Source organism: Streptomyces sp. NPDC096132, assembly GCF_044763345.1.
In the GTDB taxonomy this organism is placed as follows: Bacteria; Actinomycetota; Actinomycetes; order Streptomycetales; family Streptomycetaceae; genus Streptomyces.
Genome location: NZ_JBIWGA010000046.1, coordinates 1 through 23,624, shown reverse-complemented (window position 1 = coordinate 23,624; position 23,624 = coordinate 1). Strand labels below are relative to the sequence as shown.

Genomic DNA, 23,624 nt, shown 5'->3' with positions numbered 1-23,624 from the left:
GGGCGGCCCGCCGTTCGTCATGGCGCTGCCCGCCCTGCTGCTGTTCGCGCTGTTCGCGCTCGTCCCGATGGGGATCGTGGTCTACCTCAGCTTCACCCGCTGGGACGGACTGGGCACGCCGGACTGGACCGGCCTCGAGAACTGGCGTACCGCGCTGTCCAGCGATGTCACCCGGCACGCGGTGTGGCTCAGCCTCAAGATGATGCTCTTCGCCTGGGTCGTGCAGACCCCGATCAGTCTGCTGCTGGGCGTCTTCCTCGCCGGGAAGCAGCGCTACCGGGCCCTGCTCGGTGTGTTCTTCTTCATCCCGCTGCTGATCTCGACGGCCGCCATCGCCATCATCTTCAAGAACCTGCTCGACCCCAACTTCGGTCTGGGCGCGACACTCGACCTGCCGCTGCTGGACAAGAACTGGCTCGGTGACCCGCAACTCGCCTTCTACGTCGTCGTGTTCGTCATCTCCTGGCAGTTCATGCCGTTCCACACCCTGCTCTACCAGGCCGGCGCACGACAGATCCCGGGCTCGCTGTACGAGGCAGCCGCCCTCGACGGCGCGAGCCGGCTCCAGCAGTTCTGGCACATCACCCTGCCCCAGCTGCGCTACACGATCGTCACGTCCTCGACGCTGGTGGTCGTCGGCTCGCTGACCTACTTCGACCTGATCTTCGTGCTCACCGCCGGCGGGCCCGGGTACTCCACCCGCATCCTCCCGCTCGACATGTACATCACCGGTTTCCAGAGCAACCAGATGGGCCTCGCCAGCGCCATCTCGGTGGTGCTCGTCGCGGCGGGTCTCATCATCTCGCTCGCCCTCGTCCGGTTCTCCGGCTTCAGCCGGATGCGCAGCCAGCAGGCAGGTATGTGATGTCCACGCTCTCCGAGGCCCCCTCCACCCGCACCCCCGGCACGCCGACGCACCTGAAGACCCCCGCCGCACCACCGAGCCGGTTCGCCCGGCTGCGCCGCACCAACTCACTCGGCGCGCTCGGCGGCCTGGTCTGGCTGGTGATCGTCATCGTCCCCATCTACTGGGTCGTCGTCACCAGTCTGCGCACCCGCGACGGCTTCTTCGAGGCCAACCCCCTCTCGATACCGTCCGATCCGACCCTGGACAACTACCGCCTGGTCCTCGACAACGGCTTCTGGCACTACCTGTTCAACAGCCTCGTGGTCACGGTCGGGGCCACGCTGATGACACTCGTCGTGTCCTTCCTGGCCGCCTACGCCATCGTCCGCGGCACCGGGAAAGGGCTGCGCTGGGCGTTCAGCGTCTTCCTGCTGGGCCTGGCCATCCCCATGCAGGCCACGATCATCCCGATCTACTACCTGATCGCCAAGGCGCAGATGTACGACACCCTGCTCGCCCTCGTGCTCCCGTCGGCGGCGTTCGCGATCCCGCTCACCGTGATCATCCTGGTCAACTTCCTGCGGGACATCCCCGATGAGCTGTACGAGTCCATGCGGGCGGACGGCGCCGGCCACTGGCGCATGCTGTGGAACCTGGCCCTGCCGCTCGCGCGCCCCGCGCTGCTCACCGTCACGATCTACGACGCGCTCAACGTCTGGAACGGCTTCCTCTTCCCGCTGATCCTCACGCAGAGCCCGGACAAGCGTGTGCTGCCCCTGTTCGTGTGGAGCTTCCAGGGCGAGTTCACCATCAACGTCCCCGCGATCGTGGCCGCGGTGGTCCTCTCCACGCTGCCGATCCTCGCCCTGTACGTCGTCGGCCGCCGCCAGCTCATCAGCGGCATGACCGCGGGCTTCGGCAAGTGAGCAGCCGATCCAGGTCTTTTCCCGCCCACTCACCGAAGGCTCCGAGCACATGACCGACCCGACCCCGCAAGCACCGGTGGCCGCCTCCCGCCCCGTCCGCTGGGGCATCCTGGCCACCGGCGCCATCGCCCACACCTTCGCCGAAGACCTGCAACTCATCCCGGACGACGCCGAGCTGGTCGCCGTGGGCTCCCGCAGCGTCGAGAGCGCCCGGCGGTTCGCCGACCGGCACGGCGTCGCGCGCGCCCACGGCACCTGGCACGCCCTCGCCGCGGACCCGGACGTCGACGTGGTGTACGTGGCCACACCACACGCGGCCCACCATGCCGCCGCCGTCCTGTGCCTGGACGCGGGGAAGGCGGTGCTGTGCGAGAAGCCCCTCACCCTCAACCTCGCGCAGGCCCAGGACCTGGTCGGCATGGCCCGCAAGCGCGACGTCTTCCTGATGGAGGCGATGTGGACCTATCTCAACCCTGCCGTACTGAAGATGCAGGAGCTGATCGCCGACGGCGCGATCGGTGAAGTCCGTTCGGTGCACGCCGACTTCAGCATCGCCGTGCCCTACGACCCCGACCACCGGTTGCACGACCCGGGACAGGGCGGCGGGGCCCTCCTCGATCTCGGCTTCTACGTCGTCTCGTTCGCCCACCTGTTCCTGGGGGTGCCCAGCGCGGTCTCCGCGCAGGCGCATCTCAACCCCTCGGGCGTCGACGACAACACCGGCATCCTGCTCGGCTACGACAGCGGAGCCATTGCCGTGCTCTCCTGCTCGCTGGGCACCGGGACGGACCAGCGCGCATCGGTGAACGGCACGCTCGGCCGGATCGAGATCGTCCGCGACTTCTTCCGGGCCGACGGCTTCGTCCTGCACCGCAAGGGTCGCGAACCCGAGGAGTTCCGCCTTCCGACCGCACAGGGCAACGGCTACTTCCGCGAGGCCCTGGAGGTGGCCCGCTGCCTGCGCGCCGGCGCCACCGAGTCACCGCTCGTCCCGCTGGACGGCACCCTCGCGGTCATGGCGACCTCGGACGCCGCCCGCGCGGTCACCGGGATCCGCTATCCCGGGGAGCCGGACGGGAATTGACGAAGCGTCGACTGCTCAGTCGACGAAGACGGGTGGTGCATCCGCCGTGAGCTTCGTGAGCGTGAGATGGAAGCTCTTCCGCTCGGCGGCGGGGAGGTCCGCGAGGAGCGCGTCCAGGCGTTCGGTGATGCCGCGATGGAAGGCTCCGATCGCCTCCTCGCCGCTCGGGGTGAGCGCCACGCGGACCGCGCGGCGGTCGGCCGGATCGGGCCGGCGCTCGACGAGGTCACGCTGCTCGGCGCGGTCGACGAGTCCGGTGAGGCTGGACCGCTCGACCCCCAGGACGCCGCACAGCTCGGCCATGCCCTTCGGGCCGAAGGTCAGTGAGCACAGCAACTGAGCCTGGGCGTAGGTCAGTCCACAGTCCCGGCTGCACTCGGTGTAGACGGTCTGGATCAGGAACGACAGCCGCACCAGACCGGCTGCCGGACCGGCCGCTTCCCGCATGGGAGATCTCCTCCGGTTGTTTTTGTTCGTGCCACAAAGTACTTTGTTCGTACTGCGAATAGTACGTGGGGCGAAGGAGCTGCGCCATGGCCGATTACGGGCACGAGCTGATGTTCGGCACCTTTCTCACGCCGGCGGCGGCGCAGGCGGACCGCGTGGTCGCGCTGGCGCAGCTCACTGAGCAGGTGGGCCTCGACCTGGTGACGGTGCAGGACCATCCGTACCAGCCCGCCTTCCTCGACACCTGGACGCTGCTGTCGGTGATCGCGGCCAAGACCCAGCGCGTCAAGGTCTCCCCGAACGTGGCCAACCTGCCCTTGCGCCCGCCCTACGTGCTCGCGAAGAGCGTCGCCTCGCTGGACATCCTCAGCGGCGGCCGGGTGGAACTCGGCCTGGGCGCGGGCGCGTTCCGCGAGGCCATCGTGGCGGCCGGCGGTCCCGACCGCACCGTGGGGGAGAACGTAGAGGCCCTGGAGGAGGGCGTACGGATCATCCGCGAGGTCTGGTCACCGGAACGCGTCGGCATCAAGGCCGACGGCAAGCACTACCAGGTCGTCGGCGCCAAGCGCGGACCCGCCCCGGCCCACGACGTCGGCATCTGGCTGGGCGCGGTCAAGCCCCGCATGCTGCGGCTCACGGGCCGGCTGGCCGACGGCTGGATGGTGTCGAGCCCGTACTTCGCCCCGGAGAAGCTGGCCGAGCCCAACGCCGAGATCGACGCGGCGGCACTCAAGGCGGGCCGCGACCCCTCCGACATCCGCCGGATCTACAACATCGGCCCCGGCAACAGCCCACTCGACGGCCCCGTGGAGGAATGGGTCGACCGCCTCACGGAGATCACCCTGACCCATGGGATGAGCGTCTACGTCTTCGGCAGCGACGCCCCGGACGACATCCGCCGGTTCGCGGAGGTCGCCGAAGGCGTGCGGGAGGCGGTCGAGGCGGCGCGCGCGGGGGCACAGGGGACCGCGCCGACGGGAGCGGGCGTCACCGAAACCGCGACAGCAGCCGTTGCCGCACCCGTCGTATCGGACTCGGGTCTCGGCCTCGCACCGACACCCGACGACGGGGTGCGGCTGAGCGGGGAACGGCTGTGGGACGAGTCGACACGGCCGACCGCTCCGGCGCCGCGGCCCGGACAGACGTACACGGCGACCCAGCGCACGAACGGTCAGCATCTGATCGACGTCCACGACCATCTCCGGGCCGAGTTGGAGAAGGTGCGCGACCTCGTCGAGCAGGTCGCCGCCGGGGTGATGGACGTGGGAGGCGCGCGGTCGGTCATCAACGAGCTGACGATGCGGCAGAACAACTGGACGCTCGGCGCCTACTGCGAGTCGTACTGCCGCGGCGTGACCCTGCACCACACCCTAGAGGACGACTCGATCTTCCCCAAGCTGCGGCGGGCGGACCCGGGGCTGAAGCCGGTACTGGACCGGCTGGAGGAGGAGCACCACGTCATCCACGACGTCCTCGAACGTGTCGACCGGGCACTGGTCGCCCTGGTCGACGGCTCCGGCGACGTGACACAGCTCCGCGACAACGTGAACGTCCTGTCGGACACGCTCCTGTCGCACCTGTCCTACGAGGAACGCGAACTCGTGGAACCGCTGTCCCGCTTCTCGCTGTTCACCGGCTGACCGGAGCGCACGCAGAAGGAACTTCGGGGACGTTGATGCCGATCATGCCGCCGGTGGCGCCCTGCGTGGCGGCGGTGCTGACGGCGTTCTCGACGCGCTCCTGGGCGGCCTTGGTGACCAGCGGGCCCATACCGACCTTCACCTCGCGGGCCTTGCGCTCCAGGATCTCGACCAGGACGACGGCGTGGTTCTCGGCGCCGCCGAGGGCCTGGGCCCGCTTGCCTGCCGCGGTGGCCTGCTGGTGGACGTTCGACGGACACGTCCTCCTTGCACCCGTACCGAGCCGAGTGACCTCCCCGCTCGGTACGGGCGGAGGGCAGCGCGTGACGACCCCCGTGCGCGCTGCTGATCCGGGCCGCCGACTTGTGCGGCAGGTACGCGCAGTCGGTGACGTCGTCGGCTGAAGTGCCGTACGACAGCCTGCACTTGCTGACGCCGCTCACAGCAGGCTCAACGTCGTCGACGACCGGCAGCTTCAGCCACGTATGGGCGCTGCGGCGCCACAGGCCCGAGGTGATGGTGAGCGACTTGATGACGGCGTCGGGGGAGAGGTCGTTGCGGATCTTGCCGTTGTCCCAGTGGGAGATGACGACAGGTCGAACTCGCCGCCGATCATCAGCAGGGCCACCGGCAGGGCCATGATTCCGATGGTGGAGGACTGATAGAGGATGTTCGCCATCGAGCTGCCGTCGCGTACCGGCGGCGCGGCGATCAGGAAGAAGACCCAGACGGCCACGGCGCCGAGGAAGACGCCGATCTCCGGGCGTGCCAACAGCCGTACGGCCAGGGGATGTTCAGCGGTCCGGCCGTCGGTCGGCTGTGGGCCGGAGGCCGGCGGTGCGGTCACCGCCGGCGCGGCCTGTGGGGTCATGGTCATCACCGGGTTCCCTTGGCGGCGTACTTCTCGACGGCGGCGATGTTGGACTTGTCGACGAACGCCGGGCCGGTGAGGACGGGTTCCTGTCCGCCGCCCATGTAGTTGCCGTTGGTCTGGTAGAGCCACAGGGAGTCGATCGCCAGATAGCCCTGGAGATAGGGCTGCTGGTCGACGGCGAACTGCAGGGTGCCGTCCTTGATGGCGGCGACGACCTGCTTGTCCAGGTCGAAGGTGGCGACCTTGGCCTTGCTGCCCGCGTCCTTCGCGGCCTCCACGGCGGTGAGACCGATCGCCCCGTACAGGGTGGCCACCTCGTCGATCGAGCTGTCCTGCTGGAGCTTCGCGGTGATGGTGGACTTCACCGAGGGCATGTCGGTGCCGTTCACGTACAGGGTGTCCGTCTTGCCCTTGAAGGTCTTCTTCAGGCCGTCACACCGAGCCTGCAGGCCCACGTTGCCCTGCTCGTGGACCACGCACAGCGTGTGCTTGGCGCCGAGGGCGTTGAGCTTCTCGCCGAAGCCCTCACCCGCCACGGACTCGTTCTGCCCGAAGAACTCCAGCAGCCCGAGCGACCTCCACGTGTCCGTACCCGAGTTGAGCCCCACCACCGGGATGCCGGCGGCCTCCGCCTTGGCGAGGACGCCCTTCAACGCGTCGGGCTTGGCGAGCGTGACGGCGATGCCGTCCACCTTCTGGTCGATGGCGTTCTGCACCAGGTTCGCCTGGTTGCCGGCGCTGGGGTCCGCCGAGTAGAGCAGCTCGACGTTGTCCTTGGCGGCGGCCACCTCGGCGCCCTTGCGGACGGTGTCCCAGAAGGCCTGGCCCGGTCCCGCGTGCGTGACCAGGGCGACCTTGATACGCGGGGTGTCGGCCTTGCCTGCGGCGGCCGCGCCGCCGTCGGAGTCCTCGGCCTTCTTGCCGCCGGAGCTGCTGGAGCAGCCGGCGACCAGGAGGGCGGTCGCCGCGGCGGCGGCGACGAGCGCGGCGTTTCTGCGGGTCTTGCGGGATCGGGAGCTGCGGTTCATGGCGGGCACCTCACTGTGCTCTTCGAATGGGTGGTGCTGCTCCGGGCCGGGCCCGGAAGGCCGCCGCGGGCACGGCGGCCGGGCTGTGCGCGGTGTGGAACGTCAGGGATCAGCCGCCGGTCAGGGCGGACGAGGCCGCACGGAGCTCGGTGTCCAGGGCTGCGAGGTCGACGGCGCTCGCGGTGGCGGCCGCCCGCTGGGCGGCGGAGCACACGAGCATGGCGCGGTAACCGGTGAAGAAGTCGGTCTGCATGGTGCCGTTGCCCGCGATGGCGCCGAGGAACTCCTGCACCTGGGCGACGAAGCCGGCGCCGTAGCCGGATCCGACGCCCCGGGCGGGCATGGGGATGGTGTGGGCGAAGGAGTCGTACTCCGGGCCGACGATCACCGTGCGCGATCCGTTGGTGACACCGTTCGGCGGCGAGCTGGTGAACAGCTCGAACTCGTCGGGGTGGACGGAGTCGAAGCGGATCGAGCCGGTCGAGCCGATGAGGTGGAAGCCCAGGGAGTTGGGCACACCCGTGGCGACCCGGCTGACGGTGATGTGCCCCGTCACGCCGGAGGCGAACTCGGTGATGGCGGTGGTGACGTCGTCGGTGGTGACGGGGCCCCGCTCGCCGGTGGTGGCGACCGGGCCGTGTCCGACCACGGCGCCGGCCGGGACCGGGCGCTCGGGCACGACGGTCCGCATGTCGGCGGCCACCACACGGCCCGTCCGACCCAGCACGTGCTCCAGGACGGAGACGATGTGCGGACCGATGTCCAGGATCGCGCCGCCGCCGGCCAGCGCGCGGTCGTACCGCCAGGACAGCGGCGCCTCGGGGTTGGCCGCGTAGTCGGTCAGGTACCAGGCGGAGAAGTGCCGGGGCTCGCCGATGGCGCCCTCCCGCACCAGCTTGGCGATGCCTTCCACGGCGGCCAGCCGGCGCCAGGAGAAGCTGATCGCGTGCACCAGTCCCGACTTCTCCGCCGTCCGCGCGAGCTGCAGCGCCTCGGCGGCCGTGCGTCCGAGCGGCTTCTCCGCCATGACGTGCTTGCCGGCGGCCAGCAGGCGCGGGATCACCCCGATGTACTGGTTGTTGGGCAGCGCGACGCTCACCGCGTCGACGGCCGGGTCGTCCAGGATCGCCTGGATGTCCGCGTGCGCGGTGGCGAACCCGTACCGGGCGGCCGTGCTCTCGGCGAGTTCCTTGTTCGCGTCGACCACGGCGACCAGGTCGACGGCGACCCGCCCGGCCAGGTCGGGGTGCATGGTCGCGTTGCGGTAGCCGTAGGCATGGGCCTGACCGGCCATGCCCGCTCCGACGACTGCCACGCCGATTCGCTCGGTCATTGTTCCTACTTCCCAGCTGTATGTACGGGTTCGATGAGGTGGAAAGGGGAGCGCGGGCTCAGCCGCGTCCGGCTCGCCGTGCGGCGGAGCCGAGTCCGCTGCCGCGCAGGTAGCCGCAGGTGCGGGTGGCGATCGGCAGCGGCTGGTCCGGCGGGCACGGGTACATGTCCTGCTCGACGATCACGAACACGTCGGGGGCGAGTCCGGCCAGGCCGTCGGCCAGCGACTCCAGGCTCGGCACGCCCTTCGGCGGCTCGCACACGGCGCCCCGGGTGACCGCTTCGGCGAACGGCAGGTTCTCGCGCTCGACCTCGTCCAGGACGACCGGGTCGACCTGCTTGAAGTGCACGTACTCGACCCGCTCCGGGAACCGGCGGAGCAGCTCGGCGTTGTCGCCGCGCCGGTAGGCGATGTGCCCGGTGTCCAGGCACAGGCCGACCAGGGCCGGGTCGGTGTCGGACAGGAACCGTTCGGTCTGGGCCTGGGTCTCGACGTGGCTGTCGGCGTGGGGGTGGAGGAGCAGCCGTACGCCGTGCTCGCCGCACACGGTCCGCGCCAGCTCCTCGACCGACCCGGTCAGCCGCTTCCAGCCGTCCGCGTCCAGTTCGGCGGGTTCCAGCGACGCACCGGTCATCAGGTCCCGGTACATCGCGGGCAGGAACACCAGGTACGAGGCGCCCGCGGCGGCGGCCAGGCCGGCCACGCGCAGGGCCTCCTCCCGCACCCCGGCGTACTCCTCGGCGCGGTGCAGCGCACCACCGACGGTGCCGGCGGACATCTTCAGGCCGCGCTGCCCGAGCTCTGCCGCCAGGGCGGCCGGGTCGGTGGGCAGGTAGCCGTAGGGGCCGAGTTCCAGCCACTCGTATCCGGCTTCGGCGATCTCGTCCAGGAATCGCGACCAGTGGACCTGACGCGGGTCGTCGGGGAACCACACACCCCAGGAATCCGGGGCGCTGCCCACCCTGACCTGGGCGAGCGCTGCGTGCTTCGGTGCGTGGTGGGTGATCGGGCTCGTCATCGGGACAGCTCTCTTCTCTGAAGTCCACGGCGGATCACTCGGCAGCCGAACGAGCGGCTTTGGGACCGGTCCCAACACTGTGGCTGGCCGGCTTTTCATGTCAAGACATGCGGACGAAACAATCACGCTGTGAGGTGTGGCTACCGGGCAGGTGCTGTGTGGGGACGGCGCCCTCTCCGTACCGCCTGGCTGCCGTAGAATCTCGGTGATAGCGATCCTTTGGGACCGGTACCGGAACTGTGGAGCGACAAGGGGGCATGACCGCCATGAGCACGAACCCGCGCAACGCGGCTGACGGTCAGCACACGATCCGCAGCGTGGCCGAGTACGCGGGTGTGTCCAAGTCCCTCGTCTCCCGGGTTCTGCAGGGCTCGCCGCATGTACGGCCGGAGAAGCGCAAGGCCGTGGAAGACGCGATCAAGGAGCTGGGCTACCGACCCAACGGCGCGGCGCGGAGCCTGACGGAGCGGCGCACCCGGGCGATCGGCGTGCTCGTCAACGATCTGCGCCAGCCGTGGTTCGTGGACTTCCTCGAAGGTGTCAACACCGCGCTCACCGAGAGCGACCTGCACATGTTCGTCGGCGACGGACGTCTCGACCGGCACGCCGACGAACGGCTGATGCGCGCGTTCATGGAGATGCGCGTCGACGGCCTGATCCTCGCCGGCACCATGCCCGAGTCGACCACCATCACCGAGGCGGCCTCCCGGCTGCCCACGGCCGTGGCCGGCAGCCGCGACTTCAAGCTGCCCAACGTCGACGTGATCGCGGAGGACGACGGGCGCGGCGTCGAACTGGTGATGCGCCACCTCTTCGACCTCGGCCACCGCCGGATCGCCCACATCGCGGGCAACCACGCCGCCGTCTTCGGCATCCGCCGCCGCGCCTACGAGACGATCATGCGCGAGCACGGCTACGGCGATCACGTCCTCGTCGAGACCTGCGACACCACGGAAGACGGCGGCTACCGCGCGGCGGTCCGCCTGCTCGGCCGCGCCCGTCCCCGCCCCACCGCGCTGTTCGTCGCCAACGACCCCGCCTGCGTCGGCGCGTTCTCCGCCGCCGTGGAACTCGGCCTCTCCGTGCCGGGAGACCTCTCGCTCGCCAGCTTCGACAACAGCTTCCTCGCCAAGATCCGGCACCTCTCCCTGACCAGCGTCGACATCGGTGCTCATGAGGTCGGCCGACGGGTGACCCGCGTCCTCCTGGACCGCATCGCCGAACCCGAACGGACGGCCGTCGAGTACTTGGTGACGCCCACGTTGGAGGTCCGGAGCTCCACCGGTCCGGTGCCGCGCCCGGAAATCGAGCCCGAGGCCGACTGAGCCCGAGGTGGCCCGCGGTCGCCAACGAGGCTGGAAATGGAAAAAACTTTCCGTTGACGAGCCTGTTACATGCCAGGCATCCCGGTGCAACACACAGGCCGTTGTCTGACACATCAACCATCCGGTGCGACGCCGGAGGGAGATGTCGGGCCCAGCACCAAGGAGCAGCACATGACGGCGACGGACAACGCGGACGCGGACAGAACCGCCACACCGCCGGGGTATTCCCCCCGTCTCTACAACGAGGACCTCGCCCCCGCCACCGAGCGCAAATGGGGCGCCTTCAGCATCTTCAACGTCTGGACCTCGGACGTACACAGTCTCTACGGCTACTTCCTGGCCGCCAGCCTGTTCCTCGTCGCGGGCAACACCTTCAAGTTCCTCATCGGCATCGGTGTCGGCTCGTTGGTCATCTACTGGTTGATGACCCTCATGGGCAATGCGGGCGTCAAGACCGGCGTCCCCTACCCCGTCCTCGCCCGCGCCTCGTTCGGCACCTTCGGTGCCAACGTCCCGGCGCTCGCCCGGGCCGTGGTCGCCACCTTCTGGTACGGCGCGCAGACCAGCGCTGCGGCGGGCGCCATAGTCGCCTTCCTCGTCCGCTACGACGGCCCCAGGGACCTGCACGAGACCACGCACCTCTTCGACCACAGCGGCCTCGAAGTGCTGTGCTACCTCGGTGTCTGGGCCGCTCAGCTGCTCATCATCAGCAAGGGCATGGAGACGGTGCGCCGTTTCCAGGACTTCGCCGGACCCGCGGTCTGGCTGATGATGCTGATCCTGGCGATCGCCCTGTCCGTGAAGGCCGGTGCACTGTCCTTCTCGGTCGACATGCCGGCCAAGGATCTGGCCGCACTCGCCAAGAGCGCCACCGGACTCGACGTCAGCCCCGGTTCGTTCGCCGCGATCGCCGCGATAGCCGCCACCTGGATCACCTACTTCGCGGCCCTGTTCCTCAACTTCGGCGACTTCGCTCGCTTCACCCCCGACAAGAAGACCCTCAAGAAGGGCAACATCTGGGGCCTGCCCGTCAACCTGATCCTCTTCTCCCTCGTCGCGGCGATCACCACGGCCGCCGCCAGCAAGGTGTACGGGGAGGTCATCCTCGAACCGGCCGAGATATCCGCCAAGTTCGACAGCGCGGTCCTCGTCCTGCTCGCCGCCCTGACTTTCGCCGTCGCGACGCTCGGCATCAACGTCGTCGCCAACTTCGTCAGCCCCGCCTTCGACTTCGCCAACGTGGCACCGAAGTACCTGACCTTCCGGCGGGGCGGCCTCATCGCCGCCGTCATCGCGCTGCTGCTCTACCCGCTGCACCCCTGGGACAACGCCCCCAGCTTCGTCAACGCCATCGGCTCGACGATGGGCCCGCTCTTCGGCGTACTCGTCGTCGACTACTACCTCATCCGGAAGACCCAGCTGAACGTGCCCGCGCTCTACCAGGAGGACGGGGAGTTCCGCTTCCAGGGCGGCTGGAACGTCCGGGCGCTCGTCGCCGCCGCGGTGGGCTCCGTCTTCTCCAGCATCCTGCCCGTCTACGGCCCCTCCGGATACGGGGACAACCTGGGCCCGTACTCCTGGTTCATCGGCGTCGCCGTCGCCGGAGTGGTCTACCTCGCCCTCAGCAGGGGCAGGAGCCCGCTCGCCGCCCGAACCACCGAAGCTCCGGCCGCCCCCGGGCAGACGGACGCCGGCACGGGATCGTAGACGACGCGGACCGCAACACATCACGTGGCGCGGGCGCGACCGGTGAGACACACCGGTCGCGCCCGCGCCACGTTACCCGTCCGTCAGCAGCCGCAGCCCGCTGCGGTGGTGGCGGCGGCGGACGTGGCCGTGCCGGCGGACGCCTGGTCCAGAAGGATGCGGCCGCGCAGCATGTTCTGCATGACCTTCATGAACAGCTGTGCGCCGGAGGTGCCGATGACGAACGGGTTGTCGGCGCTGTCCGGCGCGGCGCGCAGCTCCTCCATGCGCGCCAGGCCGTGGTCGCAGAATCCGTGGTTGCTCAGTTCGACGTCCACCCGGGCCCGCTTCATCCGGGAAGCGAAGGTCTGCGCGGAGGCCAGATAGGTCTCCTTGTCCGCGGTGGCGGTGGGAGGGTTCGTCCCGCCCCACAGCATCGCCCTGTGCGCCCTGCCCTGCCAGTGGGCGGGGAAGATCGGGGAGACGCTGCCGGGTGTGTGGCCCGGGGTGTGGTGGAGCGTGACCGTGGTGTTCCCGAGGGTGAGTTTCTGGCCGTCGGTGATGTCCAGGTCGCGGGTGGGCGCGTTGGCCGGCTGGTTGGCGGCGAGCATGTCCCAGTCGGCCGGGGCCATCATGACGCGGGCGCCGTAGGTGTCGGCGAGGTACTGGGCGCCGCCGAAGTGGTCGCCGTGACCGTGGCAGACGACGACGTACTTGATCGTCGCCGGGTCCAGGCCGAGGGCCTGCAGCCCGGGGACGAGGGTCTGCTGGGCGGTGGCGGGAGAGGTCAGGGCGTCGATGAGGATGATGCCGTCCGAGGTGAGGATCGCCGTGGCGGACACCCAGCCGATGCTCAGCACGGCCACGTCGTCGAAGATCTTCAGCGGCGCGGGCGCGGGAGGGAAGGGAATGCTGAATCCGGCGGTGAGCCCGGCGACGAGGTCGGTGAGGATCGGGTTGTCGCCGGCCAGTGCGGCCGCCCGGCCGAAGTAGTACTGGGAAGTCTTGCTCCTGGCCGCCGTGGCCCCGGTGGCCTGTCCCGGAAGCAGGACCGTCGCCCCCGCGCTCAGCGCCGCGGCGGTGCCGAGCTGCCAGAAGCGGCGGCGGGTGAGGGATCCGTCGCTCGCGGGGCTGGTCGGGCGGTTCGCGTCGGCTTTCGACTCGTTCACGGCTGCGACTCCTTGCGGGGGGATCGTGGTGCGGGTTGGACGTCCGGTGCAGGAGCATGGGTGGGGGACCGTCGGAGAGCCAATATCGAGGCAGACAGTGAATGTGGCCTGCCGGTGGACGATCCGACATTGCGTCAGTCGGCGTTCGGTGAGCGTGGCGCGATCCCGGCAGGGAGCGCATGGTCGGACAGGATCGGCGTCCGTCCGTAGTCGTTCACTGTCACCGCGCGCATTTTTGCATGATGCGTCAACGATGCATCCAGGGTGGGCTTCTGGCTCCACGTCAGGGCGGGCATCGTGACTCCACTTCTATGGATCGGTCAAATGCCCGCAATTGTATGGATGTTGAGTCGTGTGACACGCTCCGTTGCCGGCGGGGTCGGGATGACGTGAGCGCTTGCGCCGCGAGCCAGCCGCCCCAGTGCGAAGCCGGCGCGGGCAGCGCCTGCGTGGCCGTTCACCAACGGGACCGGTGGCCAGGTCCACAGCATCTGCGTGAACGGCCAGTGCGCCACCTTCACCACGGACAGCCGGAACTTCTACCTCCCCGAGCTGACCGTGGCCGCCGACGGAGCGTCGCCCACCACCCTGACCTACTCGGGCTACTCCTGCGAGAGCAGCACCCAGAACTCCCAGGCCGTGGCCTGGACCACCGGCTCCACGGCACCCGGCAACTACCGCTGGGTGACCATCGGCCGCGTCTGGATGTGACACACGGGGTTGCGGTGGCCTCCCCGGCGGCCACCGCACCGGCTGCTCATCAGAGGTGGCCCCGCAGGTGCGCCGGCGGCGCACGTACGACCGGGTACGGCGAGTGCTCGGGGAGTAGGAGTGGCTGGCCGGTCCGTGTCGGCGTTCAGCGCCGGGCTGCCACGGCTGCCGCCGACGCGGCCAGGATGCGGTGCAGGACGGGGACCGGGATCGACGGGTTGGTGACCGCTTCGCATGCCGTGTCGCGGTCGTGCAGCAACCCGGCCAGGACGCGGGCCGGCAGCCGCGGATTGCGCACCGCGGTGCCGCGGACGTAGGATTCCGGGTCGTTCAGCAGCCGCACCGCGTCGGCCGGTGACAGCCGGGGGTCGCCAGGCCGGACGGCTCGCGGACTTCCGGCTCCGCCGCCTGGACCGGCAGTACACGGCGAAGCTCCGGGCGCCCTTCGCCCTCATCCAGGAGTGCCTGCCCGCTGGCCAAGGCGGTCGACGTCGCCCGGCAGATCAGGAAGACGCCGATCGTGGTCAACGACAGCCGCGGCTTCATCACCAGCCGGGTCATCGGCAAGTTCATGGACGAGGCCATCGCCATGGTCGGCGAGGGCATCCACCCGGCCTCGGTCGAGCAGGCGGCGAACCAGGCCGGCTACCCCGCGCCCGCGCTACAGCTCATGGACGAGCTCACGCTCACCCTGCCCCGCAAGATCCGTCAGGAGTTCATGGCCGGGGTACGGGCGGAGGGCGGGCAGTGGCAGCCGCACGGCTCCGAGGCGGTCGTCGACCGGCTGATCGACGAGTTCGACCGCAAGGGACGCTCGTCCGGCGTGGGCTTCTACGACTACGCCGACGGCAAGCGGACCCGCCTGTGGCCCGGCCTGGTCGAACACTTCACCACGCCGGGTCACGAGATCCCCTTCGAGGACATGCAGGAACGCATGCTGTTCGCCGAGGCACTGGACACGGTCCGCTGCTTCGACGAGGGCGTACTGCGCTCGGTGGCCGACGCCAACGTCGGCTCCCTCCTGGGCATCGGGTTCCCGGCCTGGACCGGCGGCGTCATCCAGTACATCAACCAGTACGAGGGCGGCCTGGCCGGATTCGTCGCCCGCGCCCGTCAGCTCGCCTCGGCTTACGGTGAGCGCTTCGTACCGCCGGCCTCCCTGGTGGCCAAGGCCGAGCGGGGCGAGGTCCACACCTGAGTGCCACCCGGCAACTCGCCGAAACGAGCGCCGAGTTGAAGTCGCTCCGGGTCGACATGCACGACCACGTGGCCGAGGTGCGAGTTCCTGACGCTGATCGAGCCGGGCGAGAGGGGCACCGTCGTGCGGCACTACTCCCGCGCCGACATGCTGAGATGCACCCCGGCCGTCGTGGTGGCCCCGATCCGGACGACCCCGACACGGGCGACTTCTCCCCGGTCCGGGTCGCGCCGGACGCGTCCGCCGTGGCGGCGCTCGACCTGCGAGCGCCGGAACTCGCCGCCTACTCGTACGAGGACGCCGAGACGTGGAAACCCTGAGAGGCTGCGCCGCGCGACGGCTCCGTTGAGGAGCACCCCTGGCCGGGCGGTCAGGCGGCGCGGAGGAGTACCGCCGGGGCCGTCAGAGCCGGGGTGCGGTCCACGGTCGTGTGAACGGGCCGGGAGGTGCGGACGGTGGGCGCGGCCTGCGAGTGGTTCCGGGCGAAGACGACGAGGCGCAGCACCACGAACCGCCCGATACCGGCGAGTGCGGAGGCGGACAGGTAGACGACCTGCTGGAGGATGGTGCCGGGGGTCGCGACCAGCAGATGCAGGACGAGCATCGCCACACAGGTCGCGGCGTACGCGGCCGCCGCGGACCCGGCGGACTGTGCGTGCTGCCGCCAGGACGCGTGCTTGCCCGCGCCGAAGGTGAAGCGGGCGTGCAGCTCGGTGGCGAGGAGCGTGGACACCACGGTGATCAGGGCGTTGGACAGGACCCAGGGAATCCAGGAGGTGAGGCCCGCCACGGCGAAGCTGGAGGCGAGCCCCACGCCGCCGCCGAAGAGCACGAAACGGGCGAAGGCCGCGAAGGCACCCGGTGCCGCCTGCTGCCGATGCTGCGCTGTCTCCATGACCCGAACCTCTGGACGCCCCGAACATCTGGTTGATGCATCATCTTTATAGATGATGCATCAACCAGATGTCAATGTGGTTCGGACCGTCCGGCCGTCAGGCCCAGGGGTTGAACGGGATCTTGCTGGGGTCGTTGCTCTTCGGGAAGTGGTCTCAGCTCACCAGGGCCGGCGTGTTCCATCCGCCGTTGGACCTGGCTGTGTCCGATGCCGGGATAGACCTGGTCCTGCTCGAAGTACAGGCTGTAGACGATCCCGCACCAGCCGTTGTTGCACTTGGCCCGCGCGTAGGTGTTGGCGTTGGTGAGGTGGTCCGTGGCAGCCGCCGTCCCGCCCCGGTCGGCTTCAGACCGCCGTTGAGGTTGCCCCACTGGTCCATGACGGACGCCGGGAAGCAGCCGTCCGAGTCGTAGTCTCCCCACCGAGGCTTTCCACAAGCGCAGTTCTTCCCCCGTCGTCGGCCGTCCTCGCAAGCCCGCCGAGCAGCAGATCGCGGACAATCTCGACACCGGAGCCAGGACGTGCCTGGGCACCAACGCGGTGTCGTCATGGACGCGAAATCCGACAAGGTGGTCTGGGGCCGCAACGCGGACACCGCGCTGATGCCCGCCTCCAACACGAAACTCGCCACCGTCACCGCCGCGTTGACCGTGCTCGGCCCCGACCACAGGTCCACCACCAGGGTCGTCTACGGCGCACGCGGTCGAGGACACCTCACTGGACGCGGGAGAGGCCTTCGCCGGGCTCCTCGCCGAGCGGGGTGTCACGGTCGACGGTGACGTCGCACAGATCCGACAAGCTGCCGACGATCGTGAAGCACATGCTCAAGGTGAGCGACAACAACATCGCCGAGACACTGCTGCGGATGACCGCGCTCGGCGTCGGCCACCAGGCCACGTTCGAGGACGGAACGGCGGTCGTATGCGATGTGCTCAGCCGCTACGGCGTGTCGATGGACAACTTCGCGATGTACGACGGCAGCGGACTCAACGGCTGTTGGACTTGACCCGGTGGCCGCGGCGCCCGAAACGCCGCGGCCACCGGTTCAGCGGTCGTGGGCGAGCCGGGCCGTGCGCGGCACGGGTCCGAAGGCGCCGGCGTGGAAGTCGGTGAACGCCTGGTTGATCTCGTCCTTGGTGTTCATCACGAACGGGCCGCCCAGGGCGACCGGTTCCCGCAGGGGCGTGCCGCTGTAGACCATCACGCGTGCCGACCGCTCGGGGTCCACCGCGGTGAGCGGCAGCGTCGTGGACGCCTCGCCGGTGACGGGGTCGGACCAGCCGGTCTGTCCGGCCCGCAGTTCCCGGTCGCCGATCAGCAGGCGTCCGCTCATGACGTACGCGAACAGGCGGTGTTCGGCGGGGACGGGGAGGTCGTAGGAGGAGCCGGGGTCGAGGGTGGCGACGACGCCCTGGACGGGGTGGTGGGTGGCGGCGGTGCCGGTGACGCCGTCGACGGTGCCGGCGTGGACGTCGATGCTGACGCCGGGCGCGTGCACCCGGGCCATGGTGGCGTCCTTGAGGTCCTGGTAGCGCGACGGTGTCAGCTTCTTGTCCTTGGGGAGGTTGAGCCACATCTGCAGGATGTGGGCGCGTTCGTCGCGGTAGGCGAGCTCGCGGTGGATGATGCCGTTCCCGGCGGTCATCCACTGCACCTCGCCTGCTTCCAGGGCGCCGGCGTGGCCGAGGTTGTCGCCGTGTTCCAGGACGCCCTCGACGACGGTCGTGACGGTCTCCAGGCCGCGGTGGGGGTGCCACTCGAAGCCGGGGGTGGAGAACCAGTCCTCGACCAGGACGAGAAACGGATCCGTCAGTGCCGGGTCGGTCGGCATGAAGACCAGGGCCTTGTCGTCGACCTGGGCGTCGGGGCCCAGGTGCTGCTTGGTGGTGATACGGGCGAGGGTCCGTCGGCCCGTCAACTGTGAGGTCATCACTGCTCCGTGAAGGGGGTCGGGGCACGTCATGCGACGCGTACGGCGACCTTGCCGCGCCGCAGGACACATCATTCAATTCGAGTGATGTGTCATCTATTCCCTGGGCCGCCTTCGTATCCATGGCCGGAGCGCGCCGGTGGGGGTGGCCGCCGCCGGGACGGCCACCCCCACCGCATGTGTCACATCCAGACGCGGCCGATGGTCACCCAGCGGTAGTTGCCGGTTCCGGTGGAGCCCGTGGTCCAGGCCACGACCTGAGAATTCTGGGTGCTGCTCTCGCAGTAGTAGCCCGAGTAGGTCAGCGTGGTGGGGGATGCCTGGGAGGGGTCCACGGTCACGTCGGGGAAGTACATGTTGCGACTGTCCGTGGTGAAGGTCGCGCACTGGCCGTTCACGCTGATGCTGTGGACCTGGCCGCCGGCTCCATTGGTGACGGCCACGCATGCGGAGCCCGCATCGGCCTGGCACTCGGGCGGCGTGCTCGCCGCCTGGGCCGGGCCCGCGGTCACGGCCAGTGCCGCGACTGCCGCGCCGCCTGCGGTGATCGCGCTGATGAGTTGCTTCTTCATGAGATGCATACCTTCCGTCTTCGGCATCGTGGGGCGCACGTGAGACGCGCGGACCCGAAGTTGATGCATCATCTATCGATCGCCATGTCGGCGTCAAGTGTGATCGCGTTGCCGCTCCGCGCCTTCCGGTCACTGGAGGGTTTTGCTGTCGCTGCGTCACCTCTCGGTGTCTCTGGGCTTGTTGGAGCGTTGTTGATGCGTCATCTGGCGAGTTGGGTTGAGGCGGCACGCCAACTCGCCGTCTGCGCGGCTACCGAGGCTCCTGCCCCGAGTACGCCACCGAGTGTCAGGGGTCCTCGACGCGCTGGAGGAACTGCCGTGGAGATCTCCGATGCTTCCCCCTGTCGTCCCGGCTCGATAGCACCGCCGGTCGCCACATGGCCCCGCACGCCGCCGCCCGGGCGATCGCCAGGCCCACGTGTGACACCACGCCCGGTTCCCGCGGGCACTGAGACCTGCGGGCCGAGCCAGGTGTCAGGCGTCCTTCAGGACGACGTTGGTGCACACGCCGAGGCCGTCGATCTCGGTCACGACCGTCTCCCCGCCGGTCAGATAGACCTTCGGGTCGCGGGCGTGGCCGACCCCGGCCGGGGTGCCGGTGGCGATCAGGTCGCCGGGGCGCAGGGTGATGATCGTCGAGATGTACTTGACCAGGAACACCGGGTCGAACAGCAGCGTGCCGGTGTTGTCCGACTGCATGACCCGGCCGTCCACCAGAGTGCGGACCTGCAGCGCGGGTCGGATGCCGCCGACCTCGTCGGGGGTGACCAGGTACGGGCCGACCGGCGTCGAGGAGTCCCAGATCTTGCCCTGCGTCCACTCGACGGTGCGGAACTGCCAGTCGCGCACCGAGATGTCGTTCATGACGGTGAAGCCGGCGATCGCCGCCTCCGCCTGGGCGTCGTCGGCGCGGCGGACCTCCTGGCCGATGACGACCACGAACTCGACCTCCCAGTCCAGGGCGTCCGTCTCGGCCGGTTTGACGATCGGGTCGTTCGCGCCGAGCAGGGTGTCGGCGTACTTGGGGAAGAGGGTGGGGTACGACGGCAGCTCCCGCCCCATCTCCTTGATGTGGTTGGAGTAGTTGTGGCCGACGCAGATGACCTTCGAGGGGTTCGGGACGACGGGTGCGAAGTCGGCGCCCTCGACGTCGTACGTCGGGCGCTCGGCCCGCTCCGCCGCGGTCCGCCACGCGGGGTCGGCGAGAAAGGTGCCGAGGTCGGGCGCGCCGAGGTCGACGAGCGTGTCGGCGCCGTCGAGGGAGACGAGCTTGACGGCGCGGGTGCCGCCTGCGGTGCGGATGGTCGCGAGCTTCATCGCTGAGGGATTCCTTACTTGTCGAGCTGGGTGCGGTTGAGCCGGAGCGCCTCGAAGACGGGTGCGTCGGAGAAGCGGAACAGATCGAGGGCGCCCGAGTCGGAGTCGGTCGAACCGGCCTCCGACCGCGCGGAGAACGGCTCCCACGACGGGACGACGAAGAGGTCGCCCCGGGTGACCGACCAGGTCCTCTCGCCGACGGTGATCACGCCCGAGCCGTCGAAGACCTGGTAGACGCTCGACCCGGTCTCGCGCACGGGAGCGGTCTCGGTGCCGCGCACGATCCGGTGGAACTCGGCGCGGACGGTGGGCAGTACGTCGGTGCCGTCGGCCGGGTTGCTGAAGCGCACGGCCGCATGGCCGGGCTCCACCGTGCCGGCGTACCCCTCCTTCGCCAGCGCGAGCTGGTCGGCCAGCGCGCGGTCGGTGTGCTCCCACTTGTAGGCGAGCAGCGGTGAGCCGGGCGTGGTGTGGGCGACGCCGACCGGACGCAGGCCCGGGTGACCCCAGAGCCGCTCGGAGCGTGAGTACTCGGGCGTGATCCGCTCGCCCTCGGAGATCTCGTCGCGGCCGAACTCGAAGAACTGCGACTCGGTGACGTACTGGAAGGGGATGTCGAGGCCGTCGATCCAGGCCATCGGCTGGTCGGAGGCATTGTGGTGGGCGTGCCAGTTCCAGCCCGCCTGCGGCAGGAAGTCGCCGCGGTTCATCGGCACCGCGTCGCCGCCCACGACGGTCCACACGCCGGAGCCCTCCACGACGAAGCGGAAGGCATGTTGCGTGTGGCGGTGCTCAGGGGCGTCCTCACCCGGCATCAGGTACTGGATCGCGGCCCACAGCGTGGGTGTCGCGAACGGGCGTCCACCCAGCGAGGGATTCGCCAGGGCGATCGCGCGCCGCTCGCCGCCACGGCCGACCGGAACGATGTGCCCGGCCCGATCGGCGAGGCGGAGGAGGTTCTCCCACTTCCATCGGTGCGGCACCGCGCGGGAGTGCGGGTGGGCCGGCATGAGGTCGCCGATCTCGGTCCACAGCGGCACGAGCAGTTCCTGCTCGAAGCCGCGATACAGCTCTTCGAGGGCGGGAGTGACGTCCGGCTGGTCAGGGGCATCGACTGCGTGGAGCTGGACGGGGGTCTCGACGGGTGTCGCGGTCATGGGTGTACGGTGGCCGTCGACGCCGACGCAGAAAAGAAGATTCTGGACAGCAGAATGGAGGCCGGCGGTGGACAAGCCGTCCAAGCAGCCGCCGCCGTACGCGATCACCAGCGTCGACAACGCGCTGCGCATCGCCGCGATGCTCCAGCTCGAGGGCACTCTCAGCGTTTCGGAGGTCGCCCGTCGGCTGGGCGTGGCCGCCTCGACCGCGCACCGCCTGCTCTCGATGCTCGTCTACCGCGACTTCGCCGTGCAGGACGAGGGCAGGGCGTACCGGGTCGGTCCCGTGCTCGAACTCGCCGCCCACTCCCGGTCGGCCACGTCACGACTGCGTGCCGCCGCTCTTCCTCATCTGCGCCGACTGGTCGACCTGCTCGACGAGTCGGCCAACCTCACCGTCCGCACGGGCGACGCGGTGCGGTTCGTCGCCAGCGTCGAGTCGAGCCAGGCGCTGCGGGTCGGCAACCGCGAGGGCATGGTCTTCCCGGCCCACCGCACCACCGCCGGGCTGCTGCTCCTGGCCGAGCTGACACCCGAGGAGCTCGCCGCCCTCTACGACCAGGCGCGGTTCGAAGACCGGCCGGGCGAGCTGCCCGACCTGGCCTCGCTCCGGGCCGACCTGGCCAAGGTGCGCCGCAACGGCTTCGCCCTCAACCGGGAACGCTCCGAACGCGGCGTCGTCGCCATCGGCGTACCGGTGCACACACCGGACGGCGAGGTCTCCGCCGGCATCGCCGTGTCGATGCCCAGCGTCCGGTACGACAAGGAGCACCTGCCGCGGCTGGTCGCGCTCCTCAGGTCGGTGGCCGCGGACATCGAGCACGACCTCGCGTCCTAGCGCTTCGCGTTCCGCACGCCAGAATCTGAACGCTTGTCGTTCTGTGACGGGTCTCACGGTCCATAGCCTGTGGTCGGAACCCCGTGAACCGACCCACGAAACCACTTGCCGAGAGACCGTCGGCAGGCCACGCCCCGCCCGTCCACAGACCGGAGCGCGAGTCGTCGCGCGGAGACCCGACGAGCGGCGATCGCTTGGAGGCACGTTGCACCCCCACCCGCACGCCACCGGACTCCCCGACCAGACCGCCGTGGTCACCGCCCGGACCGCCGGACCCGCCGCCGGGCGGGCCTACGACGAGATCGACCTCTCCACACTCGCCTTCTGGGCCAAGCCCGCCGCGGCCCGTGAGGCCGACTTCGCCGAGCTGCGCGCGAAGCGTCCCGTCTCCTGGCACCGGCCCGCCGAGAGCACGCTGCCGCAACCCCCGGACGCCCCCGGCTTCTGGGCCGTCGTGCGCCACGCCGACATCGTGGAAGTCAGCCGCCGCAACGACGTGTTCGTCTCGGGCAACGGCGTCCTGTTCGAGATCTTCCCGCAGGACGTGATGGAGCGGGCGCTGTCGTTCCTCGTCATGGACGCCCCGCGCCACACCGGGCTGCGCAGGCTCGTCAGCGCCGCCTTCACGCCCAAGGAGGTCAACCGGCTCCAGGACCAGATCACGGCCAACGCCAAGCGGATCGTCGAGCAGCTCACCGAAGCCGGCAGCGGCGCCGACTTCGTGCACGCGTGCGCGGCCAAGCTGCCGGTCCTCACGCTCGGCGACATGCTCGGCATCGCCGACGAGGAACGCGAACATGTCGCGAACGCCGCGGAATCACTCCTCAGCGCCGCCGACCCCGTCTTCCTCGCCGGACGGCCGCGCAGGGAGGTGACCGACGCCGCCCATCAGTACCTCCACACCATCGCGGTCCAGATGGCCGAGGAGCGGCGCAGTTCACCCCGGGACGACCTGATGACCAACCTGGTCCAGGCCGAGATCGACGGCGAGAAACTGAGCAACGCCGACATCGGCTCGTTCTTCGTCCTGCTCTCCGTCGCCGGCACCGACACCACCCGGCAGACCACCACCCACGCCCTCAAAGCCCTGACCGACCACCCGGAGCAACGGGCCTGGCTGCGGGCGGACTTCGACGGCCGTATCAACAGCGCTGTCGAGGAGTTCGTCCGCTGGGGCACCGTCATCAAGACCTTCGCCCGGACCGCGGTCACCGACTACGAGCTGGGCGGCCGGCACATCGCGGCAGGTGACAAGGTCGTCATGTTCTACACCTCAGGAAACCGTGACAGCGAGGTCTTCACCGACCCCACGGCGTTCGACCTCGGCCGCGACCCCAACCCGCACCTCGGATTCGGCGGCGGGGGAGCGCACTACTGTCTGGGCAACCAGGTCGCCAAGGCCCAGCTGCGCGCTCTGTTCCGTGAGCTCCTGACACAGGTCCCCGACATCCAGGCAGGCGAACCGGAGTTCCTCACCAGCAACTTCGTGCACGCCGTACGCGCCATGCCCTGCTCTTTCTGAGTACTGCCCGTTGCGCGCGGGACCCCCCCGCCGCGGTACGTGCGGCGGGGTGCGCGCGCAACCGGCCCTTTTGCGTGACCCGGTCTTCTTAAACTCCCCCACGAGCA

At 69.7% G+C, this 23,624-nt stretch carries 23 protein-coding genes and 5 pseudogenes; 12 read left to right on the top strand and 16 right to left on the bottom strand.

Features of this window, described 5'->3' with window-relative positions; genetic code table 11:
- Positions 1-19: 19 nt before the first annotated feature.
- The 3 genes from ACIRF9_RS49025 to ACIRF9_RS49015 are packed head-to-tail and all read left to right on the top strand — an operon-like array spanning position 20 to position 2,857.
- Positions 20-865, top strand: a complete 846-nt coding sequence (locus ACIRF9_RS49025) for a carbohydrate ABC transporter permease (RefSeq protein ID WP_403836858.1) — start codon at positions 20-22, stop codon at positions 863-865.
- A complete protein-coding gene (locus ACIRF9_RS49020) occupies positions 865-1,773 on the top strand; it encodes a carbohydrate ABC transporter permease (RefSeq protein WP_403836814.1) in 909 nt (302 codons plus the stop codon). Before ACIRF9_RS49025 ends, ACIRF9_RS49020 begins: the two co-directional genes overlap by 1 nt.
- A 49-nt stretch (positions 1,774-1,822) precedes the next feature.
- Complete coding sequence (locus ACIRF9_RS49015) at positions 1,823-2,857, top strand: Gfo/Idh/MocA family protein (RefSeq protein ID WP_403836812.1); 1,035 nt, start codon at positions 1,823-1,825, stop codon at positions 2,855-2,857.
- 15 nt (positions 2,858-2,872) lie between these two features.
- Here ACIRF9_RS49015 and ACIRF9_RS49010 read toward each other — a convergent pair whose 3' ends face one another.
- Positions 2,873-3,304, bottom strand: a complete 432-nt coding sequence (locus ACIRF9_RS49010; protein WP_403836810.1) for a MarR family winged helix-turn-helix transcriptional regulator — start codon at positions 3,302-3,304, stop codon at positions 2,873-2,875.
- Positions 3,305-3,390: 86 nt separating this feature from the next.
- On the opposite strand from ACIRF9_RS49010, the gene ACIRF9_RS49005 reads away from it, so the two are divergent.
- Positions 3,391-4,944: an LLM class flavin-dependent oxidoreductase gene (locus ACIRF9_RS49005; protein WP_403836808.1), complete on the top strand. Its 1,554-nt coding sequence runs from the start codon at positions 3,391-3,393 to the stop codon at positions 4,942-4,944.
- A gap of 52 nt (positions 4,945-4,996) precedes the next feature.
- Here the strand turns inward: ACIRF9_RS49005 and ACIRF9_RS49000 are convergent.
- From ACIRF9_RS49000 to ACIRF9_RS48975, 6 genes and pseudogenes are all read right to left on the bottom strand, one after another.
- Positions 4,997-5,191, bottom strand: a pseudogene (locus ACIRF9_RS49000) (methylmalonate-semialdehyde dehydrogenase (CoA acylating)); the annotation flags it as partial.
- Between the two features lie 145 nt (positions 5,192-5,336).
- Positions 5,337-5,477: pseudogene (locus ACIRF9_RS48995) on the bottom strand (aldolase); the annotation flags it as partial.
- A gap of 53 nt (positions 5,478-5,530) precedes the next feature.
- Positions 5,531-5,821: pseudogene (locus ACIRF9_RS48990) on the bottom strand (ABC transporter permease); the annotation flags it as partial.
- Positions 5,821-6,846 carry a sugar ABC transporter substrate-binding protein gene (locus tag ACIRF9_RS48985; RefSeq protein ID WP_403836806.1) on the bottom strand — a complete coding sequence of 342 codons (1,026 nt, stop codon included), beginning with the start codon at positions 6,844-6,846 and terminating at the stop codon, positions 5,821-5,823. The gene ACIRF9_RS48985 and the pseudogene ACIRF9_RS48990, both read right to left, overlap by 1 nt.
- 109 nt (positions 6,847-6,955) lie before the next feature.
- Complete coding sequence (locus ACIRF9_RS48980) at positions 6,956-8,179, bottom strand: Gfo/Idh/MocA family protein (protein WP_403836804.1); 1,224 nt, start codon at positions 8,177-8,179, stop codon at positions 6,956-6,958.
- 58 nt (positions 8,180-8,237) lie between these two features.
- Positions 8,238-9,197: a TIM barrel protein gene (locus ACIRF9_RS48975; RefSeq protein ID WP_403836802.1), complete on the bottom strand. Its 960-nt coding sequence runs from the start codon at positions 9,195-9,197 to the stop codon at positions 8,238-8,240.
- A 266-nt stretch (positions 9,198-9,463) separates the two neighbouring features.
- On the opposite strand from ACIRF9_RS48975, the gene ACIRF9_RS48970 reads away from it, so the two are divergent.
- Together ACIRF9_RS48970 and ACIRF9_RS48965 are read left to right on the top strand one after the other, a co-directional pair.
- A complete protein-coding gene (locus ACIRF9_RS48970; protein ID WP_403836800.1) occupies positions 9,464-10,522 on the top strand; it encodes a LacI family DNA-binding transcriptional regulator in 1,059 nt (352 codons plus the stop codon).
- Between the two features lie 171 nt (positions 10,523-10,693).
- A complete protein-coding gene (locus tag ACIRF9_RS48965) occupies positions 10,694-12,229 on the top strand; it encodes an NCS1 family nucleobase:cation symporter-1 (RefSeq protein ID WP_403836798.1) in 1,536 nt (511 codons plus the stop codon).
- An 83-nt stretch (positions 12,230-12,312) separates the two neighbouring features.
- Here the strand turns inward: ACIRF9_RS48965 and ACIRF9_RS48960 are convergent, their stop codons facing one another.
- Together ACIRF9_RS48960 and ACIRF9_RS48955 are read right to left on the bottom strand one after the other, a co-directional pair.
- Positions 12,313-13,377 carry an MBL fold metallo-hydrolase gene (locus tag ACIRF9_RS48960; RefSeq protein WP_403836796.1) on the bottom strand — a complete coding sequence of 355 codons (1,065 nt, stop codon included), beginning with the start codon at positions 13,375-13,377 and terminating at the stop codon, positions 12,313-12,315.
- A 134-nt stretch (positions 13,378-13,511) separates the two neighbouring features.
- A complete protein-coding gene (locus tag ACIRF9_RS48955) occupies positions 13,512-13,673 on the bottom strand; it encodes a hypothetical protein (RefSeq protein ID WP_403836794.1) in 162 nt (53 codons plus the stop codon).
- Between the two features lie 199 nt (positions 13,674-13,872).
- Between ACIRF9_RS48955 and ACIRF9_RS48950 the strand changes: the two genes are divergently transcribed.
- Complete coding sequence (locus ACIRF9_RS48950; protein WP_403836792.1) at positions 13,873-14,088, top strand: hypothetical protein; 216 nt, start codon at positions 13,873-13,875, stop codon at positions 14,086-14,088.
- A 145-nt stretch (positions 14,089-14,233) separates the two neighbouring features.
- Here the strand turns inward: ACIRF9_RS48950 and ACIRF9_RS48945 are convergent, their stop codons facing one another.
- The gene (locus ACIRF9_RS48945) at positions 14,234-14,431 is read right to left on the bottom strand and encodes a hypothetical protein (RefSeq protein WP_403836790.1); all 198 of its coding nucleotides are present in this window, start codon (positions 14,429-14,431) and stop codon (positions 14,234-14,236) included.
- 129 nt (positions 14,432-14,560) lie between these two features.
- Between ACIRF9_RS48945 and ACIRF9_RS48940 the strand changes: the two are divergent.
- Positions 14,561-15,286: pseudogene (locus tag ACIRF9_RS48940) on the top strand (3-hydroxyacyl-CoA dehydrogenase family protein); the annotation flags it as partial.
- A 155-nt stretch (positions 15,287-15,441) separates the two neighbouring features.
- Positions 15,442-15,606 (top strand): hypothetical protein, encoded by a 165-nt coding sequence (locus ACIRF9_RS48935; RefSeq protein WP_403836788.1) that lies wholly within the window; start codon positions 15,442-15,444, stop codon positions 15,604-15,606.
- Positions 15,607-15,656: 50 nt separating this feature from the next.
- On the opposite strand, the gene ACIRF9_RS48930 is transcribed toward ACIRF9_RS48935, so the two are convergent.
- A complete protein-coding gene (locus ACIRF9_RS48930) occupies positions 15,657-16,181 on the bottom strand; it encodes a hypothetical protein (RefSeq protein WP_403836786.1) in 525 nt (174 codons plus the stop codon).
- A gap of 71 nt (positions 16,182-16,252) precedes the next feature.
- The gene (locus ACIRF9_RS48925) at positions 16,253-16,552 is read right to left on the bottom strand and encodes an NPP1 family protein (RefSeq protein ID WP_403836784.1); all 300 of its coding nucleotides are present in this window, start codon (positions 16,550-16,552) and stop codon (positions 16,253-16,255) included.
- A gap of 168 nt (positions 16,553-16,720) precedes the next feature.
- On the opposite strand from ACIRF9_RS48925, the pseudogene ACIRF9_RS48920 reads away from it, so the two are divergent.
- Positions 16,721-17,172, top strand: a pseudogene (locus tag ACIRF9_RS48920) (D-alanyl-D-alanine carboxypeptidase); the annotation flags it as partial.
- Positions 17,173-17,226: 54 nt separating this feature from the next.
- Here the strand turns inward: ACIRF9_RS48920 and ACIRF9_RS48915 are convergent.
- The 4 genes from ACIRF9_RS48915 to ACIRF9_RS48900 all read right to left on the bottom strand — a co-directional run bounded on the left by ACIRF9_RS48915 (position 17,227) and on the right by ACIRF9_RS48900 (position 21,157).
- The gene (locus tag ACIRF9_RS48915) at positions 17,227-18,111 is read right to left on the bottom strand and encodes a pirin family protein (protein WP_403836782.1); all 885 of its coding nucleotides are present in this window, start codon (positions 18,109-18,111) and stop codon (positions 17,227-17,229) included.
- Positions 18,112-18,293: 182 nt separating this feature from the next.
- Complete coding sequence (locus tag ACIRF9_RS48910) at positions 18,294-18,683, bottom strand: hypothetical protein (protein ID WP_403836780.1); 390 nt, start codon at positions 18,681-18,683, stop codon at positions 18,294-18,296.
- Positions 18,684-19,157: 474 nt separating this feature from the next.
- Complete coding sequence (locus ACIRF9_RS48905; protein WP_403836778.1) at positions 19,158-20,000, bottom strand: fumarylacetoacetate hydrolase family protein; 843 nt, start codon at positions 19,998-20,000, stop codon at positions 19,158-19,160.
- Between the two features lie 14 nt (positions 20,001-20,014).
- The gene (locus ACIRF9_RS48900; protein WP_403836776.1) at positions 20,015-21,157 is read right to left on the bottom strand and encodes a cupin domain-containing protein; all 1,143 of its coding nucleotides are present in this window, start codon (positions 21,155-21,157) and stop codon (positions 20,015-20,017) included.
- 67 nt (positions 21,158-21,224) lie between these two features.
- Between ACIRF9_RS48900 and ACIRF9_RS48895 the strand changes: the two genes are divergently transcribed.
- Together ACIRF9_RS48895 and ACIRF9_RS48890 are read left to right on the top strand one after the other, a co-directional pair.
- Positions 21,225-21,995: an IclR family transcriptional regulator gene (locus tag ACIRF9_RS48895; protein ID WP_403836774.1), complete on the top strand. Its 771-nt coding sequence runs from the start codon at positions 21,225-21,227 to the stop codon at positions 21,993-21,995.
- A 205-nt stretch (positions 21,996-22,200) separates the two neighbouring features.
- On the top strand, positions 22,201-23,517 hold the full coding sequence (locus ACIRF9_RS48890) for a cytochrome P450 (RefSeq protein WP_403836772.1): 1,317 nt from the start codon (positions 22,201-22,203) through the stop codon (positions 23,515-23,517).
- The last annotated feature ends 107 nt before the right edge of the window (positions 23,518-23,624 follow it).

What these genes read in the sequence shown, in the direction of transcription:
- ACIRF9_RS48980 (WP_403836804.1), bottom strand. Translation starts at nt 8,179, where the DNA reads ATGACCGAGCGAATCGGCGTGGCAGTCGTCGGAGCGGGCATGGCCGGT.
- ACIRF9_RS48935 (WP_403836788.1), top strand. Translation starts at nt 15,442, where the DNA reads ATGCACCCCGGCCGTCGTGGTGGCCCCGATCCGGACGACCCCGACACG.
- ACIRF9_RS49005 (WP_403836808.1), top strand. Translation starts at nt 3,391, where the DNA reads ATGGCCGATTACGGGCACGAGCTGATGTTCGGCACCTTTCTCACGCCG.
- ACIRF9_RS49020 (WP_403836814.1), top strand. Translation starts at nt 865, where the DNA reads ATGTCCACGCTCTCCGAGGCCCCCTCCACCCGCACCCCCGGCACGCCG.
- ACIRF9_RS48955 (WP_403836794.1), bottom strand. Translation starts at nt 13,673, where the DNA reads ATGCCCGCCCTGACGTGGAGCCAGAAGCCCACCCTGGATGCATCGTTG.
- ACIRF9_RS48900 (WP_403836776.1), bottom strand. Translation starts at nt 21,157, where the DNA reads ATGACCGCGACACCCGTCGAGACCCCCGTCCAGCTCCACGCAGTCGAT.
- ACIRF9_RS48970 (WP_403836800.1), top strand. Translation starts at nt 9,464, where the DNA reads ATGAGCACGAACCCGCGCAACGCGGCTGACGGTCAGCACACGATCCGC.
- ACIRF9_RS48985 (WP_403836806.1), bottom strand. Translation starts at nt 6,846, where the DNA reads ATGAACCGCAGCTCCCGATCCCGCAAGACCCGCAGAAACGCCGCGCTC.
- ACIRF9_RS48915 (WP_403836782.1), bottom strand. Translation starts at nt 18,111, where the DNA reads ATGACCTCACAGTTGACGGGCCGACGGACCCTCGCCCGTATCACCACC.
- ACIRF9_RS48975 (WP_403836802.1), bottom strand. Translation starts at nt 9,197, where the DNA reads ATGACGAGCCCGATCACCCACCACGCACCGAAGCACGCAGCGCTCGCC.
- ACIRF9_RS49010 (WP_403836810.1), bottom strand. Translation starts at nt 3,304, where the DNA reads ATGCGGGAAGCGGCCGGTCCGGCAGCCGGTCTGGTGCGGCTGTCGTTC.
- ACIRF9_RS48905 (WP_403836778.1), bottom strand. Translation starts at nt 20,000, where the DNA reads ATGAAGCTCGCGACCATCCGCACCGCAGGCGGCACCCGCGCCGTCAAG.
- ACIRF9_RS48910 (WP_403836780.1), bottom strand. Translation starts at nt 18,683, where the DNA reads ATGAAGAAGCAACTCATCAGCGCGATCACCGCAGGCGGCGCGGCAGTC.
- ACIRF9_RS48930 (WP_403836786.1), bottom strand. Translation starts at nt 16,181, where the DNA reads ATGGAGACAGCGCAGCATCGGCAGCAGGCGGCACCGGGTGCCTTCGCG.
- ACIRF9_RS49015 (WP_403836812.1), top strand. Translation starts at nt 1,823, where the DNA reads ATGACCGACCCGACCCCGCAAGCACCGGTGGCCGCCTCCCGCCCCGTC.
- ACIRF9_RS48965 (WP_403836798.1), top strand. Translation starts at nt 10,694, where the DNA reads ATGACGGCGACGGACAACGCGGACGCGGACAGAACCGCCACACCGCCG.
- ACIRF9_RS49025 (WP_403836858.1), top strand. Translation starts at nt 20, where the DNA reads ATGGCGCTGCCCGCCCTGCTGCTGTTCGCGCTGTTCGCGCTCGTCCCG.